We start from the raw sequence: 19,606 nt of genomic DNA, 5'->3' as shown, positions 1-19,606 counted from the left end.
TCACTGTGGCTTGCACGGAGACTCGATAATTCAGTCAATTTGCGGGAGCGGAAAATGATCTCATTCGAGAGCTTGAAAAGCGAATATGAGCGGAATTGGGCCGGTCTCGAAATCCGAGCGGGACGCCTCACCGAAGCGAATGCCGTCGCCCGCAAGGCCCTCAACGGCAAGGCGACCTATCAGCAGATCGAGCGATTGACGGGCGTTCCCTGGTACTTCACCGCGCTCTGTCACTACCGCGAGTCCAACTTCGATTTCGACACGTATCTCGGCAACGGCGAGTCGCTGCATCGTGTGACCACCATCGTTCCGAAAGGGCGCGGTCCATTCGCCACCTTCGTGGACGGTGCCGTGGACGCGTTCAGGATCGAGAACTTCATCGGCGCGCAGGACTGGAGCATCGCGCGGATGCTGTTCCGGCTCGAGGCGTTCAACGGCTTCGGCTATCACGCCAAGGGCGTCAATTCGCCCTATCTCTACGGCGGCTCGACGCTGTACGGCCCGCCAGAGGCAAGGGCCGGAAAATTCGTCCGCGACCACGTGTTCGATTCCAGTCACGTCGATTCCCAGCTCGGCACCGCGGTGATCCTGCATGCGATGATGTCACAGGATTCCTCGATCACGCTCGACAGCGTCCCGCAATTCGCCGGCCGCACCGAGCCGGAGGACGATGTGGCCTCGACGGTCATCCTCATGCAGCAGGCGCTCAACAAGCTCGGCGCCAATCCGCCGCTCGCCGAGGACGGCATCAGCGGACCGAAGACCAGGACCGCCGTCTCGCAGTTTCAGCAGCAGCACGGCCTGAGGGATACCGGGCTGCTCGATGCCGCCACCGTCGCCGCGATCACGCGCGCGATGCAGCAGCCGGGCCCCGCCGCGCAGAACGGCGATCTGTCGCAAATCCTGAAGCGGCTGGAGGACCTCGCGCAAGTGCTGCGACCGTCGGCCGGCGGTGTGACGCTGCCAGCGACTGTGCCGGGCAACACTTTGCCTGCCACCAACGACCCGGTCAGCCTGTTCGAGCGGCTTTTCGCCCTCATCAACAAGACGGCGCCCGTGCCAGGACCAGTGAGCCCGACCAGTCCCGCCCCGGTCGATCAGCTGAAGCAGGTCGTCGACCTGCTCGGCACCCTGCTCAACAACGGCGGCGGCAAGCCCATGCTCGGCCAGGTCAACGGCGCACTCGGCGAGACCATCGGCAAGCTGCTCGACGGCAAGAAGACCGCGCTCGGGATCGGCGGCTCGCTGCTCACCGCGCTGCTCTCCTCGGTGACGGCGAGCCCCGATGCGGGCGGTCTTGCCGGTCTGCTCGGAACGATCGTGTCGGCCGTGCCCGGCCTTGGCCAGTTCGCGATGCCGATCTCGCTCGCGCTCACCGTCTGGGGCGTGCTCGGCAAGATGGAGAAATGGGCGCAAGGCACCGCACCGCCGCCGAAGGTGACGACCTAGATATTCTGAGCGTCGAGTGCCGCGGCGCGACGCTGCATCAGCGCGCGTTCGCGCCCGTTCGTCGCAAGATGCGCGGCGGCTTCAAACGCCTGTCGCGCCTCCGCGAGCCGCCCGAGCTTTTGCAGAAAATCGCCACGAACCGCCGGCAGATGATGATAGGTCGCCAGCGCTGGCGCGCCGGCGACGGCGTCCAGCACGTCGAGCCCGGCTTGCGGTCCCCAGGCCATGCCGACCGCGACCGCGCGATTGAGCTCGATGACCGGCGAGCGCACCAGCTGCGCCAATTCGGCGTAGAGCTGCGCGATGCGATGCCAATCGGTCTCGACGGCAGTCGCCGCTCTGACGTGACACGCCGCAATTGCAGCCTGAAGCGCGTAAAATCCTCCGGAGCCACCGAGCTCGGCGGCACATTCGAGCGAGCGGAGGCCGCGGCGGATCTGCACCCAATCCCAGAGCGCGCGATCCTGGTCCATCAGCAGAATGGGATCCCCATTCGCGTCGGTGCGCGCGCGTGTCCGCGCGGCATTCAAATCCATCAGCGCAACGAGGCCGTGAACCTCAGGCTCGTTCGGCGCCAGGCCTGCAAGCACGCGGCCCATGCGCAGCGCTTCGTCGCAGAGCTGCGGCCGCAGCCATTCCTCGCCGCGCGCCGCGAGATAGCCCTCGTTGAAGATGAGGTAGACGACCTCCAGCACCGAGGCCAGGCGCTCCGACAGAGCCTCACCACTCGGCGTCTCATAGGCGAGGCCGGAATTCGACAGCGTCCGCTTGGCGCGTACGATGCGCTGGGAGATGGTGGCTTCCGGCACGAGATAGGCGCGTGCGATCTCCGAGGTGGTGAGGCCGCAGATCATGCGCAGTGCCAGCGCCGCGCGAGCTTCGCGCGACAGGATGGGATGACAGGCGGTGAAGACCAGCCGAAGCAATTCATCGCCGATATCATCGTCGAGCGCGGCACCAAAATCGGGCACGATCTCCTGCTCCTGCAACAGGTCGCGCGCCAGCATGTCGTGCTTGTCCAACAGCATCCTGCCGCGGCGCAAGACATCGAGCGCGCGGCGCTTCGCGGTGGTCATGAGCCATGCGCCGGGATTGTCGGGAATGCCGAGGCTCGGCCAGGCCTCGAGCGCCGCAACGAGCGCGTCCTGGGTCAACTCTTCCGCAAGCGGCACGTCGCGCAGCATCCGCGACAGCGTCGCGATGAGCCGCGGCTGCACGATGCGCCAGGTTGCGTGAATCGTGGCACGGATGGCTTGATCGGTGTCGGCGACCGTCATCGCCGCCGACCGTTGCGCGCGGTGCCGTCCATCAGGCGTGCGCAGCCGCCTTCGCATTCACCTCGCAGGCGCCGTCGACGCCCGGCGTGGCGAAGGCCCGCAACTCGCAGGTGCCATCCCAGCCCGGCATGTGGTCGAGGTGCAGCTGCATGAACTCCTTGGCCATGGCCAGCGCTTCCGCCTTGTCGCGCAGCTCGAAGATGGCATAGCCGCCGACCACTTCTTTGGCCTCGATGAAGGGACCGTCGACGACGCTCAGTTCCCCGTCGACGATCCGCACCCGTGCGCCGGTCGCAAGTGGCATCAGGCCGCCATTGTCGATCATCCGGCCCGCCTTGATTTCCCGCTCGGAAATCTTCTGCATGGCCTCCATCAGCGCGGGGGTCGGACCTTTCATCGGCTGGCTGGAGGTGACGATGTACATGAAGCGCATGCAAAACTCCTGATAGGGCGAGACACGGCCGGTTCGGCCGCGCGATCAGCTCGCTATTGGGATGACGATCCAGCTGGTGCCGGATCGACATGGGCGCAGGAAAAATTGCAAGAACCGAAAGGCGCCTATTGACGCAGCATGATCAGGGGATCGGCGGTGTCGGGGACGCGCCGCCACTGCGCGTTGTCGTCGGCCTCGAACTGCCAGGCTTCGCCTGCTTTCGACATCAGGATGATCTGGCCGCGCTCGAGCCGCCATTGCGTCGGATTAAACTGCGCGATGGCGGGATCGCATTTCGGCTTGAGGAAGACCTGGAAATTGTCCGGGCCCGCTTCGGTGTTGGTCAGCGTCAACCCGCAGACCGGCTGGCCGTTGCCGCGCACCATCGACCAGTCGCCGATCATCTGGTCCATCGATTTGGCCATCGAACGCGCGGCGGCGAGGTCCTGCAGGATGTAGACGCCCTCACCCTGGCGCAGGCCCTCGAAGATGCCGGCCTCGACCTCGGTGAAGTCGATCACGGCTTCACCGGTCGCACCCTGCAAGCGAACGATGTCGAGGCCCTTCACGCTCCAGGCGACGATGTCCTTGGTGAAGGGCAGCGCCGTCTTGCAGGCCGGCTCCAGTTCCAGCTTGAATCCCTGGCCTGCGGCGTCACCTTTGAGCGTGACGACGCAGGTCTTGCTGCGCTCGGTGGTCGAGAGCTCCCACTGCCCGGGCATCTGCTTCTTCAGGGTCGTCGCATCCTGCGCATGCGCGATGCCGATCGCGGCCAAGCTGGTCGCGACGGCGAATGCGACGGCCCGAAGACTTCTCATCAGCGCCCCTTGAACGGCGTTTCGGCAACCGGCGTCAACGGCGCCTTGCCGGCGAACCAGGACTTGAGATTGTCGACGACGAGCTGGTCCATGGCGTTGCGGGTCACCACCGAGGCCGAGCCGATATGCGGCAGCAGCACGACGTTCTGCATGGTCTTGAGCTCGTCCGGCACGTTCGGCTCGGCCGCGAACACGTCGAGGCCGGCGGCGAGGATGGTGCCCGACTTCAGCGCCTGGATCAGCGCCGGCTCGTCGACCACGGAGCCGCGCGCGACGTTGATCAGCACGCCGCGCGGGCCGAGCGCCTTGAGCACCTCGGCATCGATCATCTTGTTGGTGGAGGCGCCGCCCGGCACGATCACCATCAGGGTGTCGACCGCCTGCGCCATCTCGATAAGATCGGGGTAGTGCTCGTAGGAGACGTCCTTGGACGGATTGCGCGAGTGGTAGACCACCGGCACCAGCGAGGCGTCGAGCCGGCGCGCGATGGCCTGCCCGATCCGGCCCATGCCGACGATGCCGACCTTGCGGTCGCGCAGCGAGCCGACGCTGAGCGGATAGTTCTGCGTCTGCCACAGCCCGGAGCGCACATAGCGATCAGCCTTGATGAACTCGCGCAAGGTGGCGATGAGAAGGCCCATCGCGACGTCGGCGACCTCCTCGGTCAGCACGTCGGGCGTGTTGGTGACGACGATGTTGTTCTCGGCCGCGTATTTGGCGTCGATGTGGTCGTAACCGACGCCAAAGCTCGCCACCATCTCCAGCTTCGGCAGCTGCGACAGCGAATCCCTGTCGGCACGCACGGTGTGATAGGTCACGGCGACGCCGCGGATCTTGTCGCGGACCGCCGGCGTCAGCCGCTCGAGGTCGCCGCGCGTCTCCGCCTTGTGCACGACGAAATGATCGGAAAAGCCATTCTCGAGGATCGGCCGCACCGGTCCATAAATCAAAAGATCGATCTTTTCGGACGAAATCGAACCGGCAGCCATCAGTTTTCCTTTCCAAGCGCGCTCTCATGCCAGCGCCGTAAAACGAGGTGCGAAACTAGCGCCAGCACCCCATAGATGACAATCCCGGCCAGCGACAACAAAAGCAGCGCGGCGAACATGCGGGGTATGTTCAAGCGGTAGCCTGACTCGGCGATCCTGTAGGCGAGCCCGGAGCCGGCGCCGGCCGTTCCGGCCGCGATCTCGGCCACGACCGCACCGATCAGCGACAGGCCGCCCGCGATGCGCAAGCCGCCGAGGATGTAGGGCAGCGCCGCCGGCAGCTTGAGATAGCGCAGCGCTTGCTGTGGCGAGGCGCCGTAGAGCTGGAACAGCCCGGCGAGGTTGCGGTCGACCGAATTCAAGCCCAGCGTGGTGTTCGACAGCACCGGGAAGAAGGCGACGATGAAGGCGCAGACGACGACCGCGGTCTGCTGCTCCAGATAGATCAGCAGCAGCGGCGCGATCGCGATGACCGGCGTCACCTGGAGCACGACGGCATAGGGGAACAGCGAATATTCCAGCCATTTCGACTGGTTGAACACGAGCGCCAGCGCGATGCCGCCGATGCTGGCGGCGACGAAACCTTCGAGCGTGGTCAGAAGCGTGGTGGCGAGCGATTGTGACAGCACCGCCCAGTCCTTGATCAGCGTCAGGACGATGATGGAGGGCGCCGGCAGCACGTAAGGCGGGATCTCCTTGATGCGGACCACGAGTTCCCAGGCGAGGAGGCCGGCTGCGAACACGATGACGGGAAGCACGAAGCGCATCGCGCTTTGCAAGGCGGACGATCTCGGGGGCACGGGAGCTTGCGCGCTCATAGCGTCGACTGTCCCGAATAGGACGGCGCCAGCGCGGCCGACACCCTGCGGCAATAATCGGAATAGGCGGCCGAGGTGCGAAACTCCTCGCCGCGCGGCTCGACCGTCTCGATGCGGATGTCGGCCTGGATGCGGCCCGGCCGCGCGGTCATGACGACGACGCGCTGCGACAGATAGACGGATTCGAACACCGAATGGGTGACGAAGACGACGGTCTTTCGCAAGGACCGCCACAGCGCGAGCAGATCATTGTTGAGACGGAATCGCGTGATCTCGTCGAGCGCCGCGAACGGCTCGTCCATCAAGAGGATATCGGGATCGGTGACGAGTGCGCGCGCCAGCGACACCCGCATCTTCATGCCGCCGGATAGTTCGCGCGGAAACGCGCCGGCGAAATCGGCGAGGCCGACGCTGGCCAGCGCCGCGTCGGCACGCGCGCGCCCCTCCGCCTTCGGCACGCCTGCGAGCTTCAAGGGCAGCCGCACGTTCTCACGCACGTTGGTCCAGGGCATCAGGGTCGGCTCCTGGAATACGAAGCCAATGCCGTGACCCGGCAACACCTCGCCCTCGTGCCGGGCCAGCCGCACCGTACCTGATGACGGCGCGCTGAGCTCGGCGATCAGCCGCAACACCGTCGACTTGCCGCAGCCGGACGGCCCCAGCAGCGAGATGAACTCGCCCTTGCGGACAGCGAGGTCGAACGGGCCAAGCGCCATGACGCCGTTGTCGTAGACCTTCGTCACGCCACGCAGGCTGACGGCGAGCGCGGTCAGGCTGGCCTCGACGGCGGGCGAAGTTCTGCTCTCTACCATCGATCGTCGGCTGTTGTGGAGCTCGGTCGCGCCGCCTCTCTCACCTCTCCCCAACGGGGAGAGGTCGCGCCGAAGGCGCGGGTGAGGGGGCGCCGTTCCCACGCGCGAGCGTAACCGCTCACCCGCATCGCATCTAGCGATGCGATGCGACCTCTCCCTTCGGGAGAGGTGAACGATGCGGCTACGCCTCGGTTTGATCTCGGCATGCGCTACGGCTTGTTCGGGCGGAGCTCGACGCCGACGCCCTTGTTGACGAAGCGCAGCGTGTAGGATTTGCGGAAGTCGAGATCCGCCTTCACGACGCCGGCCTTGACCATCTTGTTGAAGAAGGAGGCATAGCGCTCGTCGCTCATGGCGCCGATGCCGTTCTTCAGGGAATCCCCGGAATCGACGATGCCGTGCTCCTTCATCTTGGCCACGGAATAGGCCAAAAGATCGTCGGTCATTTCCGGGTTGAGCTGCTTGATCAGGGCATTGCCGGCGGAATTGTCGCGGTAGATGTAATTGTACCAGCCGATCATGGAGGCATCGACGAAGCGCTGGACCAGGTCGGGCTTCTTCTCGACGATCTCGCGGCGGGTCTCGATCAGCGTCGAATAGGTGTTGAAGCCGTGATCGGCGAGCAGCAGCACGTTGGGCTTGAAGCCGGCGGCCTTTTCCACGGCAAACGGCTCGGAGGTGACGTAACCCTGCATCGCGCTCTTGGGATTGGCGATGAAGGGCTGCGGATTGAAATTATAGGGACGCACGTTCTTCTCGCTGAAGCCGTATTCGGACTTCAGCCATTGGAAGTAGCTGGTCATGCCCTCCTTGGAGACGAACAGCGTCAGCGGCTTGAGATCCTCGATCTTGCCGATCTTCGCGTCCGGATGGGTCAGCATCACCTGCGGATCCTTCTGGAAAATCGCGGCGATGGTGACGACGGGAACGTTGCTGGCGACCGCATCGAACGACATCAGCGTGTTCGCGGCCATGAAGAAGTCGATCTTGCCCGCGATCAGCAGCATCCGGTTGTTCTCGTTGGGACCACCGGGGACGATGGTGACGTCGAGCCCATACTTCTTGTAGGTGCCGTCGGCGACCGCCTGGAAGAAGCCGCCATGCTCGGCCTCCGCGACCCAATTGGTGCCGAAGGTGACCTTGTCGAGCGTCTCGGCCAGCGCGGGTGCAAAGGAGGCGAGAGCGGCCAACAAGCCCGCAATTAACGCTCGCCGCAGATGAAAGGGGGTCATGATGGCACTCCGTCGATCGTGGCTGGCCGATGTGAACGCAACGCGATAAAACCGCATGACATCAGGGGACGCGAGCCGGCCAGGCCCGCGTCCCCTCATACCCCAAATTACGTGACAAATTCGGGCAAGGAAACCTCGATGACGCCGCCCCGTGACTGGATCGACATCGACTGGGCTCATGCCGGCCCAGCGGAGGTGTCGCGCTGGATCGCGGTGCTGCCGCTGGCGGCGACCGAGCAGCATGGCCCGCATCTGCCTCTTACGACTGACGTGCTGATCGCGGACGCTTATCTGGCGCGTGTGCGCGAACTGCTGCCCGAAAGCGTTCCAGCCAGTTTCCTCCCCGTCGAGCCAATCGGAATTTCCACCGAGCATATCGACTATCCGGGCACGCAGACGCTGCCGACTGAAATTGCGCTGAAGAAATGGACCGGGATCGGCGAGGAGGTTGCACGCCGCGGCGTGAAGAAGCTCGTCCTCATCACCAGCCATGGCGGCAACAGCGCGGCGATGATGCTGGTCGCGCAGGATCTGCGCGCGCATCACAAGCTGTTCGTGGTGACGACCTCGTGGTCGCGGCTCTCTGCGGCGGAGAAATTGTTCCCGGCCGATGAAGTGCGCCACGGCATTCACGGCGGCGCGGTCGAGACCTCGATCATGCTGGCGCGCTATCCGGATCAAGTGCGCATGAATGCGATCGCGGATTTTCCCGCGAGCAGCATCGCGATGGAGCAGCAGTATCGCTGGCTGTCGACGCAGCGGCCGGCGCCATTCGCCTGGCAGGCGCAGGATCTCAACCCCAGCGGCGCCGTCGGCAATGCGACGCTGGCCCTGCCTGAGAAGGGCGAGCAGCTGCTCGATCAGGGCGCGCGCGCCTTTTGCGAGCTGCTGCGTGAGGTCGATAACTTCGACGTGAACAGGCTCGCCAGGGGCCCTCTCGGTTAGCGGACATCCTCCTGGATTCATTCAGGAAAGATCTGTTCTCGGCGGCCAAATCTCCGCTCTTCGAACCGAACGCGAAGAGCCTCCGTCCAACTGAGCACGCGGGCCACAACGGACCGCCTCAACCCCGGATGGAGTTTTACATGTCGATCAAGACCAAGATTGCCGCGGCAGCTCTCGCTGCCCTCGCTGTGACCGGCAGCATCGTGTCCACCACCTCCTCGGCCGAAGCCAAGCAGCCCGGCTGGGTTTGGGGTGTCGGCGCCGGCATCGCCACCGCCGCCGTCGTCGGCTCCGCGATCGCTGCCAGCAACGACCCCTATTATTACGGCTATCACCGCTGCGGCTGGGTCGCCCAGTACAACGCCTTCGGCCAGTACGTCGGCCGCGTTCGTACCTGCTACTGATTCGAGTACCTGAGGCCGATCTCACACGTGGATCCCGCGTCCGACACGGGCGCCTCATCCACCCCGTGTCGTGCCCCCGACCCGCCCGGCTGTCCCCCCGGGCGGGTCATCCCTTTTTGCGCTGGGGAATTTGTTGCAGCCCCGTCACACAAGGGTGCGAACCATCACCTGCGGCAATCCGCGCTAATTGCTATTGCGAATTAATTGCAATAAGGTTCGCTGCACATGCAGGGACTTTGAGGGACTTTGGAAGAAAGCGCGTCGAAACCGGATCATCTCGGCCGACGCGCGAAAGCACCGGGCCTGATGACAGGGCCGCCGCGAATCGGCAGGGATATCGCGGCGGGTGGACGACATTCGCGTTTTGGGGGCGTGCGTTTTGACGTTGAGAGGTCACCGTTACAGGTATTTGCGGACAGCCGCGGCAATCGCCTCGGGCGTGATGGTTTTTCCCGCCGTCAGCCGCGCGGCCGATCTGCCGCTGAAGGCGCCGCCGCTGAAAGCGGTCTATGACTGGACCGGCCTCTATATCGGCGCGCATGTCGGCGTCACCCGCGGCACGTCCTCGGCAACGCTGACCGATCCCACGCTTGCGACCGACAACAATGTGTTCACCGGCGCGACCGGCGGCGTCCAGGCCGGCTACAATTGGCGTTTCAATTCGGGCCTGCTGCTCGGCGTCGAAGGAGACATCTCGTTTCCGAACTATCTGCCCTCCAACCACGTCGTGTCATCGGCGGCGACTGCGCTGTCGGGTGCGGAGGAACGCTGGGACTATGTCGCGAGCCTGCGCGCGCGGCTCGGCTACGCCAATGGCAATTGGCTGTTCTACGCCACCGGCGGCGCGGCCTTCGCCGGCGAGCGTTTTCTTTCGACGCCGACCGGCGGCGTCGAAGAAAAAGTGCTGCACACGCGGTTCGGCTGGACCGCGGGTGGCGGCGTCGAATACGCCTTCGCGCCGCATTGGAGCGCGCGGCTCGAATATCTCTACAGCAAGTTCGAGAACGTGGGCGTCGCCTTCCCCTCCGGCGCGCAATATTCGTCGTCGATGGATTTTCACAGCCTGCGGGTCGGCCTCAATCGCAAGATCGACTGGCCGGGCGTGCCGACCTACAATCCAAAGTCGGATATCACCGATACGGAGTCGAATCGCTGGGAGATTCACGGCCAGTCGACCGCGCTGGGACAGGGCTATCCCGCGTTCCGCGCACCCTATACCGGTCCGAACAGCCTGATCCCGTCGCCGGATTTTCAGCAGACCTGGAGCAACTCGCTCTATCTGAATGCACGGCTGTGGGACGGTGGCGAAGTCTATTTCAATCCCGAGCTGCTGCAGGGCTTCGGCTTCAACAACACGACGGGTGCCGCCGGCTTCCCCAATGGTGAAGCGCAGAAGTCCGGCTTCCCCTATCCGCATTTCAACGCCTCCCGGCTGTTCGTGCGCCAGACCTTCGGCTTCGGCGGCGAGCAGGAGGAGCTGGCGAGCGGCCAGCTGCAGCTTGCCGGCAAGGTCGACGTCTCGCGCCTGACCTTGCAGGTCGGCAAGTTCTCCGTGGTGGACGTGTTCGACGGCAATTCCTACGCGCATGATCCGCGCAAGGATTTCATGAACTGGTCGATCTGGGCCTCCGGCGCGTTCGACTATGCCGCCGACAAGCTCGGCCTCGGCTATGGCGCCACGGCCGAATTGAACCAGAAGCAATGGGCGTTGCGCGCGGGCTATTTCCTGATCGGCGCGGAGTCGAACTCCAACAATTTCGACATGAACGTTGGCCGGCGCGGCGAATATGTGATGGAGCTGGAGACGCGCTATTCGCTGTTCGGCCAGCCGGGCAAGCTGCGCACGCTAGGTTTCGTCAACAGCGCTTTCGCCGGCAGCTATCGCGAGACGCTGGACAATCCCGCGTTCGGCGTGGATATCAGCCAGACTCGCCGCGGCCGTATCAAATATGGATACGCGTTCAACCTCGAACAGGCCATCACCGACGACATCGGCGTGTTCGGCCGCTGGAGCTGGAATGACGGCCGCAACGAGATCATGACCTTCACCGACATCGATAGCAGCCTATCCGGCGGCGTCTCGGTCAAAGGCATCAAATGGGGCCGGCCCGACGACGTCGTCGGCATCGCCGGCGCCATCAATGCGCTGTCGCAGGACCATCGCGACTTCATCGCCGCCGGCGGTCTCGGGCCGCTGATCGGCGACGGCCGCCTCAACTATCGCCGCGAACGCGTGCTGGAGGCCTACTACGCCTACGCGCTGAACAAGGCGCTGACCTTCACCGCCGACTACCAGCTCATCGTCAATCCCGCCTATAACGCGGACCGCGGCCCGGTATCGGTGTTTTCAGGACGGCTCCACGGGGAGTTCTGAGCGGCGGCTCAGAACAGCACCGCGGCGCCCGAGACGAACAGCAGCGCCAGCACGATTTTGCGGAACGTGGTCTCGTCGATCCGGCCGAACAGCTTCAGCCCACTCCACGTTCCGGCGAACAGGAACGGCAGGCCGAGCGCAAACAGCTTCGCCGTGTCGAGTGAGAGCGCCCCCTTGGCGCCCAGCCAGAGCGCCGCCATGACGAACACCACGACTGCGACCGGCTGGAATGTGGCACGCTGCACGTCCTTGGGCAGACCGCGCAGATTGCACCAGACGGTGACGACGATGCCGGCAAGACCTGTCAGCCCGCCAAGCAGGCCGTTGACGAAGCCGACCGCGATGTCGGCGGCCGGCGTCACGGTGCCCACGAGCTTGAGCTGCGGCCGGAAGAATGCATAGAGACTATAGGCGATCAGAATTGCGCCAACCGCGATGCGGACACTCTTCGGATCAGCCCAGGTCAGAAGCGACACCCCGGCCGGCACGCCGATGACTGCACCGGCGATGAAAGGCCAGAGCCGGCGCCAGTCGAGCGCAGCGCGCAGCTTCCAGACCGAATAGCCCTGGACGAGAAGACCGAAGCCGACGATCAGGCTGGCGCTCTGAAGCGGCGTCAGCACGTAGAGCCATAGCGAAGCCGCGATGAGACCGAAGGCGAAGCCGGAAAGGCCGGCAACGAAGGCGCCGGCGAAGGTGGCAAGCAGGAAAAGCGGAAGCTCGGTGGCGATCCCGTCCATTGCTCGCTCCATGAATCAGCGAGCAGCGCTTGCGTGGGATCACCACTTCACGGGGAGGCTGCGACATCCCCGGGGCTGCGAGCCTAGATGAAATCGCCTCCGCTCACAACGGACTCTACGCCGCCCGGATCGCGTCCAGGAATTTTCCGACCTCGCTCTTGAGACGCGTGCTCTCGCCGGACAGCGATCTGGCCGACGCGAGCACGTTGGGGGAGGCCGATCCGGTCTGGCTCGTGCCGCGCAGCGTCGCGCACGCCATAGAAAATCTGGATCGCCGGCACGATCACGGTCGCCAATTCGTCGGCGTTGGTGCCGTACTTGCCGTCGCTTCGGGCTGCGGGAATCTCCTTGTCCACGGCAGCCGCGGCCTTACCGAAATAGGATTCGGTTGCCGCCTTCATAGCGGTCGCGATCCGGGGCGGATTTCCGAGCTGGTCGATGCCGGCCTCGATGCGCTTGCGGCCGGCCTCCACGCGCCCCTGCATGCGATCCATCAGCGAGAGTTCGGCCGCGGTGAGCGGGCGGCGTGATCGTGAAGGACGGTGAAAACGCCCCCGCGCGGGTTCCCCGAGGGCCGGATGCGCAGAATTGCCGGCACCTCCCCACCGAATACCTATATCAATGGCGTGCGCCGCCATCCGGCCACTCTTACTTACCTCCGGAATGTCAATGCTCTCGCTGGAACTCGTCATCGTCGTCGTCCTGATCGTCATCAACGGCCTGCTCTCCATGTCCGAACTGGCGGTGGTGTCGTCGCGTCCGGCGCGGCTGTCGCTGCTCGCGGCCAAGGGCGTACGCGGCGCCGAGCGGGCGCTGACGCTGGCGGCTGATCCCGGCAAGTTCCTGTCGACAGTGCAGATCGGCATCACGCTGGTCGGCGTGCTCTCCGGCGCGTTCTCGGGCGCGACACTCGGGCAGCGGCTGACGCAATGGCTGCTCGAGCTCGGCCTCTCCTCAGGGCTTGCCGACATCGTCGGGGTCGGCATCGTGGTCACGCTGATCACCTACGCCACCTTGATCGTCGGCGAGCTGGTGCCGAAGCAGGTCGCGCTGCGCGACCCCGAAAGCATCGCAGTCCGGGTCGCGCCCGCCATGCACGTGCTGGCGAAGATATCGCTGCCGCTCGTCTTTCTGCTCGACGTCTCCGGCAAGCTGATCCTCACGCTGCTCGGCCGCGGCGGCAAGGCCGAGGAGAAGGTCTCGGAGGACGAGATCCATCATCTCGTCAGCGAGGCCGAGAGCGCGGGCGTGCTCGAGCCCGGCGAGAAGGAGATGATCGCCGGCGTGATGCGGCTCGGCGACCGGCCGGTCGGCGCGGTCATGACGCCGCGTACGGAGGTCGACGAGATCGACCTGAACGACGATCCGGCCGCCATCCGCGAGATCATCGCCAAGAGCCCGCATTCGCGCTTCCCCGTCTCCGACGGCGACCGCGACAGGCCGATCGGCGTGCTCCAGGCCAAGGACCTGCTGGTTGCCTATATGAACGAACGTAACCCGGACCTGCGCGGGCTCGTGCGCGAGGCGCCCGGCATCCCGGTGTCGGCGGATGCGCGCGACGTGCTGACCATCCTGAAAGCGGCTCCGGTTCACGTCGGTTTCGTCTATGACGAATACGGCGCCTTCGAAGGCATGGTGACGGCCGCCGACATCCTCGAGTCGATCGTCGGCGCCTTCCATTCCGAGGAAGGACCGCCCGAGCCGGCCTTCATCAGGCGCGCCGACGGCTCACTGCTGATCTCCGGCTGGATGCCGGTCGACGAATTCGGCGAGCTGCTCGGCGTCGAATTGCCGCCGCACCGCTACAACACGGTCGCAGGCCTCGTGCTGCAACAGTTCAATGCGCTGCCCAATGTCGGCGACGCCTTCGACTTCGGCGCCTGGCACATCGAGGTGGTCGATCTGGATGGACGGAGGATCGACAAGATCCTGGCGAGCCGGCGCGCCGAGTAGGCGGCGGCGTGGGCAAACTCGCTCCGGCTAACTCGACCCTCGCCCGAAGCTCACGCCGATCCGCTTTTCCTTGCGCCAGATTACGGTGCAGGGCAGATGTCGTCCGTCGGACTGGACGAACAGGGTGAACTGCTCGGGGATACCGACGGGGCTCGTCACGTCAAGCGCAGCGCCCCCGCTCGAAAAGTTACGGACGGTGCAATCGATCGCGCCGCCGCCGAATTCGATCGTTGCGGCCTTCAGCACGCGTTGCCTGCCATCGTTGCGTCGCTCGTTCATGCCCCCAATTTACACGCAAAGCTGACACAAACGTTAAGATCTCCTCGCGCCGGGTAAATTTGCACGGGGATAGCCGGCGGAATCATGCGGCGGAGCTGCGCTCACAGCGCGGGCTGGAACGTCTCGGCACGCGCCATCAGCCAACCGTCGTGGAAGCGCGGATCTTCCGTACCCTCGAGCAGCTCGCCCGGGCGCAGCGCGGGATACAGCTGGGCGAAGGACTTCACCTGGGTCGTCGACGTCCGTTGGCTGAAATGGATCGGCCGCAACTGCTGCGGGTGTTCGAGGCCGGCCGCGGCGATCAGCTCGGTCAGCGATTGCAGGGTCGCATGGTGATAATTGTGCACGCGGTCGATCTTGAGCGGCACGTAGAGCGCGCGCGCCCGCGTCGGGTCCTGCGTCGCCACCCCGGTGGGGCAGCGGTCGGTGTGGCAGCTCAGCGACTGGATGCAGCCGAGCGAGAACATGAATCCGCGCGCCGAATTGCACCAATCGGCACCGATCGCCATCGCGCGCGCCATGTCGAACGCGGTGGCGATCTTGCCGGAGGCGCCGATCTTGATGCGGTCGCGCGCATTGATGCCGACCAGCGCGTTGTGGACGAAATTGACGCCCTCGCGCATCGGCATGCCCAGATGATCCATGAACTCCAGCGGAGCGGCGCCGGTGCCGCCCTCATTGCCGTCGACGACGATGAAGTCGGGATAGATCCCGGTCTCGATCATCGCCTTGCAGATCGCCAGGAATTCCCAGGGATGGCCGATGCACAGCTTGAAGCCGGCCGGCTTGCCGCCGGAGAGGCGGCGCATCTCCGCGATGAACTGCATCATGCCGATAGGCGTGGAGAAGACCCGGTGCGAGGCCGGCGAGATGCAGTCCTCGCCCATCGCCACGCCGCGGATTTTCGAGATCTCCTCCGAGACCTTGGCCGCCGGCAGCACGCCGCCATGGCCGGGCTTGGCGCCCTGGCTGATCTTGAGCTCGACCATCTTGATCTGGTCGTCGCTGGCGACGCGCGCGAACGCCTCGGGGTCGAAGGAGCCGTCGAGGTGACGGCAGCCGAAATAGCCTGAGCCGATCTCCCAGATGATGTCGCCGCCCATCTCACGGTGATACGGGCTGACGCCGCCCTCGCCGGTGTCGTGCGCGAAGCCGCCCTTCTTGGCGCCGGCGTTCAGGGCCCGCACCGCATTCGGGCTGAGCGCGCCGAAGCTCATCGCCGAGATGTTGAACACCGAGGCCGAATAGGGCTTTGCGCAATCCGGCCCACCGATCACGACACGGAATTTTTCCTTGGCATGCGGCTTCGGCGAGACCGAGTGATGCATCCACTCGTAACCCTCGCGATAGACGTCCTCCTGGGTGCCGAACGGACGCTTGTCGAGCTCCATCTTGGCGCGCTGATAGACCACCGCGCGGGTGTCGCGCGAGAACGGCATGCCGTCCTTCTCGCTCTCGAAGAAGTACTGCCGCATCTCGGGCCGGATTTCTTCGAGCAGGAAGCGGATGTGCGCGGAGATCGGGTAGTTGCGCAGCACCGCGTGGCTCTTCTGCAAGAGATCGCGGATGCCGAGCAGCGTCAGCCCGCCGAAGATCAGGATCGGGACCAGCAGAATGTCGAAGATCTTGCGGTCGACGATGCCGATGCCGATCAAGAGCGCGGTGACCACCGCGCAGATCGTCAGCACGATGAAGCGCGGCGAGAAGGGCAGCAGTAGGGTTTCCAGGATCCCCTCTTCCGCCAGCGGCAGACGTTTCGGAGCTTCCTGCGTCTTGTTGTCGTCGGCCACGATTCCCATCCTCTCGCCAGCATGAGGCGGTACGATACGCCTTTGCCTGTCATACGGATATGACGCGGCCCCTGTTTCAGGCTAGCGAATTCGGCCGAGACAAATCAATCAGCCCGATGGACGGGTTTTGCGGTGCAGCAGAGGGACGGGGCTGGGTTAGCCTGCAAGCGGCCGCAAGCCAGGCGGTGTCCCGGGGAAGCGTAAGCGCAGACCCGGGATCCAGAATACAACACCATACGATGCGCGAGATGGCCCCGGCTCTGCAGCGCAGCGCTGAAAGACGCTGCGTCCGGGGCACGAGGCGTGGCGCTTACCGCTCGACGAAGGCCTTCTCGATCACGAAATGGCCGGGCTTGTTGCCGCTTCCTTCGACGAAATCGCGGCTCTCGAACATCGCCTTCAGCTCTTCGAGCATCGCCGGGCTGCCGCACATCATGATGCGGTCGGTTGCGATGTCGAGCGGGCCTTGGCCGATATCGTTGAAGATCTGCTCGGAGTTGATGAGGTCGGTGATGCGGCCGCGGTTCCTGAACGGCTCGCGGGTCACTGTCGGGTAGTAGACGAGCTTGTCCGCGAGCAGCTCGCCGAACAGCTCATCCTCGCGCAAGGTCGCGACGAGCTTCTCGCCATAGGCGAGCTCGGAGACCTGGCGGCAGCCATGCACCAGCACGATCGATTCGAACTGGTCGTAGACCTCGGGGTCCTTGATCAGGCTGGCGAAGGGCGCGAGGCCCGTGCCGGTCGAGAGCAGCATCAGCCGCTTGCCGGGAAGCAAATTGTCGGTGATCAGCGTGCCGGTCGCCTTGCGGCCGACCAGGATGGTGTCGCCTTCCTTGATCTTCTGCAGGCGCGAGGTGAGCGGGCCGTCCTGCACCTTGATCGAGAAGAACTCGAGCTGTTCCTCGTGATTGGCGCTCGCCATGCTGTAGGCGCGCAGCAGCGGGCGGCCGTCGATCTCCAGGCCGATCATGGCGAACTGGCCGTTCTGGAACCGGAAGCCGGTATCGCGCGTGGCCCGGAAGCTGAACAGCGTGTCGGTCCAGTGGTGGACGGAAAGAACCTTCTCTCGGTAAAACGCGCTCATGATTTTCGATATTCCGAATAACTGCGGTTTTAGGGCAAAAGCGTTGCCCGGCCCTGAAAACGGGCGGTCACCATTGCCATGGCGGAGGATTTCGCGTGTGTGATCTACGCCATTGAGACCAATAATCAACCTCGTTTCGGATGCAATTGATGCCGATCAAACCGGCATTTGCGGCAGAACTGGCCACATCATCAATGAATCTGCTGCCGGACAGGCGCGGAGGGCAATTTCTTTCCTCCCTGATGCGTAGTCGGAGCACTTAATTTCCGTCGCGCTCGCGAGAATTTCATTAAGAATAGCTCTGATTTTCATCCCGATTGGCGCCGCTTCCCGCATTTTTGCGGCTTTTGGCGACAGGAGCGACGAAGGACCATGGCAAGCGGCGAGCGAATCTTCGTTCAGGCGATCAGGCGCTATTGTGCGGACCGCGGCATTGCAGTCGATGTCCGCTCCGGCGGCTGGCTGATCGCGATGCGGCGGGGACCGAAGCGCCACTTCGCCTTCGGCTACGACATCGGCCTCAACAGCGCCATCGCGCACCGCCTCGCCAACGACAAATCGGCCACCGCGGAGGCGCTGGCGCTGGCGGACGTGCCCTGCATTCCCCATCGACTCTTCCTCAACCCGAGGCTGGGCAAGGATGTCGTTGGTGCCGCCTGGCGAGAGGCAATGGTTGGGCTGCTTCAGAACCATCCGCACGGCGTGGTGGTGAAGCCGAACGAGGGGACATCGGGGCGCTCGGTGTTCAAGGTGACGACGGAGGCGGAGCTGGACCACGCCGCCAGCGAGGTCTTTTCGATGAGCACAGGGCTCGTGATCTCGCCCTATATCGCCATCGAGGAGGAGGTCCGCGTGGTGCTGCTCGATGATGTTCCCCAAGTCGTCTACAGCAAGCAGCGTGGCTCGGATTGGCGGCACAATCTCGATGCCGGCGCAAAGCCGGTGCTGCTCGCGGACGGCGAGCTTCGCGCGGCTTGCGTGAAGCTCGCGAGCGATGCCGCGCGCGCCATCGGTATTGCTTTCGCGTCGATCGACGTGGTCCATGCCGACGGCAAATGGAAAGTGCTCGAGATCAATTCCGGCGTGATGATGGAGGCGCTGGGCAAACTGCATCCGGAGCTGGTGCAGGCGACGTATGACGCGGCGCTTGATCGGGTGTTTGGGGGAAGCCGCTGAGCGCCACGTGCACGCTGCAATCCCTTCTCCCCTCGTGGGCCGACGAGGGGGAGGGGTGAACCGAGATCACCGCGCGAGCGTTACAACAACATCCCCCTAATTATTGCCGCTGGGCGAATCGTCCATGGCCTTGAAGGCCTCTTCCAGTTGCAGCGAGATCGGCACGTTCAGGCGTTCGCCCGTGGGGAGCCTCGCGGTGAACCATTTGTTGTAGAGCGGGACGAGGTCACGGTTGGAGCCGAGCTTGCGGAAGGCGCGCTCGACCACGGCGGAAAGTTGCGGCTCGCCTTTCCTGAACATGATGCCGTAGGGGTCGTAGGACAGATAGTCCCCGACCACGCGAAAATATTCCTGTGCCTTGTGGCGGGCGATCAGGCCGTAGAGCAGGATGTCGTCGGTCGCGAACGCATCCGCCTTGCCGTCGGCTACCATCCGGAACGACTGCTCGTGATCCGGCGCGGTGACGATGTTGAGGCCGAGCGAGAGCTTCTTGTCGACGGCGTGCATCGCCTGCTCGTTGGTCGTGCCCTTGGTCACCACCACGGTCCTGCCCTTCAAATCTGCGACACCGGAAACAGCCGCTCCCTTCGGCACCATCAGCTTGGTGCCGGCGACGAACATCAGCGGCGAGAAGGCGACGCGCTTGCCGCGCTCGGCATTGGCGGTGGTCGAGCCGCATTCGAGGTCGATCTTGTTCTGGAGCACGGCGTCGATCCGGTCGTCCGAGGTGACCTTGACGTACTCGATTCTGAGATTGGGATCGTCGACCTCGACGCCGATCTCCTCGACAATGGCCTCGCAGAGCTCGAGGCTATAGCCGATCGGACGGCCGGACTGATCGAGGAAGGAGAACGGCGGTGAGCTCTCGCGATAGCCGAGCCGCACGGCGTGCGCTGTCTTGATGGCCGACAGCGTGGGGCTCAGCCCTTCGCTGCCGGTCTGGGCGGACGCCGCAGTCGCGAGCAGCAATGCTGCCGCGAGCCACAGGATGCCGCCGATCACTGACCTCGCCAGTGCCTGGCCCATGGTTCAC

19 protein-coding genes are annotated in these 19,606 nt (G+C 64.6%); 6 read left to right on the top strand and 13 right to left on the bottom strand.

Annotated features, from left to right (window positions below):
* The first annotated feature begins 54 nt into the window (after window positions 1–54).
* Window positions 55–1,449 (top strand): peptidoglycan-binding protein, encoded by a 1,395-nt coding sequence (locus EAV90_RS11325; RefSeq protein ID WP_122400646.1) that lies wholly within the window; start codon window positions 55–57, stop codon window positions 1,447–1,449.
* Here the strand turns inward: EAV90_RS11325 and EAV90_RS11320 are convergent.
* The 7 genes from EAV90_RS11320 to EAV90_RS11290 form a co-directional block, all read right to left on the bottom strand.
* Entirely contained in the window at window positions 1,446–2,726 is a 1,281-nt protein-coding gene (locus EAV90_RS11320) for an RNA polymerase sigma factor (RefSeq protein WP_164936879.1), read from the bottom strand. The genes EAV90_RS11325 and EAV90_RS11320 overlap by 4 nt on opposite strands.
* Window positions 2,727–2,757: 31 nt before the next feature.
* Window positions 2,758–3,159, bottom strand: coding sequence for a YciI family protein (locus EAV90_RS11315; protein WP_122400644.1), 402 nt, complete (start codon window positions 3,157–3,159; stop codon window positions 2,758–2,760).
* A gap of 125 nt (window positions 3,160–3,284) precedes the next feature.
* On the bottom strand, window positions 3,285–3,977 hold the full coding sequence (locus EAV90_RS11310; RefSeq protein ID WP_122400643.1) for an AprI/Inh family metalloprotease inhibitor: 693 nt from the start codon (window positions 3,975–3,977) through the stop codon (window positions 3,285–3,287).
* The gene (locus EAV90_RS11305) at window positions 3,977–4,966 is read right to left on the bottom strand and encodes a 2-hydroxyacid dehydrogenase (protein ID WP_122400642.1); all 990 of its coding nucleotides are present in this window, start codon (window positions 4,964–4,966) and stop codon (window positions 3,977–3,979) included. Before EAV90_RS11305 ends, EAV90_RS11310 begins: the two co-directional genes overlap by 1 nt.
* A complete protein-coding gene (locus EAV90_RS11300; RefSeq protein ID WP_129143430.1) occupies window positions 4,966–5,784 on the bottom strand; it encodes an ABC transporter permease in 819 nt (272 codons plus the stop codon). Before EAV90_RS11300 ends, EAV90_RS11305 begins: the two co-directional genes overlap by 1 nt.
* Entirely contained in the window at window positions 5,781–6,596 is an 816-nt protein-coding gene (locus tag EAV90_RS11295) for an ABC transporter ATP-binding protein (protein ID WP_129143429.1), read from the bottom strand. Before EAV90_RS11295 ends, EAV90_RS11300 begins: the two co-directional genes overlap by 4 nt.
* Window positions 6,597–6,805: 209 nt before the next feature.
* Window positions 6,806–7,828, bottom strand: coding sequence for an ABC transporter substrate-binding protein (locus tag EAV90_RS11290; RefSeq protein WP_122400639.1), 1,023 nt, complete (start codon window positions 7,826–7,828; stop codon window positions 6,806–6,808).
* A gap of 138 nt (window positions 7,829–7,966) precedes the next feature.
* Between EAV90_RS11290 and EAV90_RS11285 the strand changes: the two genes are divergently transcribed.
* From EAV90_RS11285 to EAV90_RS11275, 3 genes are all read left to right on the top strand, one after another.
* Window positions 7,967–8,773, top strand: a complete 807-nt coding sequence (locus EAV90_RS11285; protein WP_129143428.1) for a creatininase family protein — start codon at window positions 7,967–7,969, stop codon at window positions 8,771–8,773.
* A 140-nt stretch (window positions 8,774–8,913) separates the two neighbouring features.
* Window positions 8,914–9,177 carry a hypothetical protein gene (locus EAV90_RS11280; protein WP_162500090.1) on the top strand — a complete coding sequence of 88 codons (264 nt, stop codon included), beginning with the start codon at window positions 8,914–8,916 and terminating at the stop codon, window positions 9,175–9,177.
* A 442-nt stretch (window positions 9,178–9,619) separates the two neighbouring features.
* Complete coding sequence (locus tag EAV90_RS11275) at window positions 9,620–11,551, top strand: carbohydrate porin (protein WP_245509493.1); 1,932 nt, start codon at window positions 9,620–9,622, stop codon at window positions 11,549–11,551.
* Window positions 11,552–11,559: 8 nt separating this feature from the next.
* Here EAV90_RS11275 and EAV90_RS11270 read toward each other — a convergent pair whose 3' ends face one another.
* Together EAV90_RS11270 and EAV90_RS40465 are read right to left on the bottom strand one after the other, a co-directional pair.
* A complete protein-coding gene (locus EAV90_RS11270; protein ID WP_129143426.1) occupies window positions 11,560–12,291 on the bottom strand; it encodes a sulfite exporter TauE/SafE family protein in 732 nt (243 codons plus the stop codon).
* A gap of 83 nt (window positions 12,292–12,374) precedes the next feature.
* Complete coding sequence (locus EAV90_RS40465; RefSeq protein ID WP_245509494.1) at window positions 12,375–12,929, bottom strand: hypothetical protein; 555 nt, start codon at window positions 12,927–12,929, stop codon at window positions 12,375–12,377.
* A 31-nt stretch (window positions 12,930–12,960) separates the two neighbouring features.
* Between EAV90_RS40465 and EAV90_RS11260 the strand changes: the two genes are divergently transcribed.
* Window positions 12,961–14,244 carry a hemolysin family protein gene (locus EAV90_RS11260; RefSeq protein WP_129143425.1) on the top strand — a complete coding sequence of 428 codons (1,284 nt, stop codon included), beginning with the start codon at window positions 12,961–12,963 and terminating at the stop codon, window positions 14,242–14,244.
* A gap of 27 nt (window positions 14,245–14,271) precedes the next feature.
* Here the strand turns inward: EAV90_RS11260 and EAV90_RS11255 are convergent, their stop codons facing one another.
* From EAV90_RS11255 to EAV90_RS11245, 3 genes are all read right to left on the bottom strand, one after another.
* On the bottom strand, window positions 14,272–14,523 hold the full coding sequence (locus EAV90_RS11255; protein ID WP_122400634.1) for a PilZ domain-containing protein: 252 nt from the start codon (window positions 14,521–14,523) through the stop codon (window positions 14,272–14,274).
* Between the two features lie 101 nt (window positions 14,524–14,624).
* Window positions 14,625–16,322 (bottom strand): FMN-binding glutamate synthase family protein, encoded by a 1,698-nt coding sequence (locus tag EAV90_RS11250; protein WP_208738484.1) that lies wholly within the window; start codon window positions 16,320–16,322, stop codon window positions 14,625–14,627.
* Window positions 16,323–16,623: 301 nt separating this feature from the next.
* On the bottom strand, window positions 16,624–17,397 hold the full coding sequence (locus EAV90_RS11245) for a ferredoxin--NADP reductase (RefSeq protein ID WP_129143424.1): 774 nt from the start codon (window positions 17,395–17,397) through the stop codon (window positions 16,624–16,626).
* Window positions 17,398–17,769: 372 nt separating this feature from the next.
* On the opposite strand from EAV90_RS11245, the gene EAV90_RS11240 reads away from it, so the two are divergent.
* Entirely contained in the window at window positions 17,770–18,573 is an 804-nt protein-coding gene (locus EAV90_RS11240; protein ID WP_129143423.1) for an ATP-grasp domain-containing protein, read from the top strand.
* Between the two features lie 96 nt (window positions 18,574–18,669).
* On the opposite strand, the gene EAV90_RS11235 is transcribed toward EAV90_RS11240, so the two are convergent.
* Window positions 18,670–19,599 (bottom strand): amino acid ABC transporter substrate-binding protein, encoded by a 930-nt coding sequence (locus EAV90_RS11235; protein ID WP_129143422.1) that lies wholly within the window; start codon window positions 19,597–19,599, stop codon window positions 18,670–18,672.
* Window positions 19,600–19,606: the final 7 nt, after the last annotated feature.

The sequence above is a fragment of the Bradyrhizobium vignae genome (genome assembly GCF_004114425.1).
Taxonomy (GTDB): domain Bacteria; phylum Pseudomonadota; class Alphaproteobacteria; order Rhizobiales; family Xanthobacteraceae; genus Bradyrhizobium; species Bradyrhizobium vignae.
Note: the sequence above shows the minus strand (reverse complement) of the source record. Positions and strands in the feature narration are given on the sequence as shown.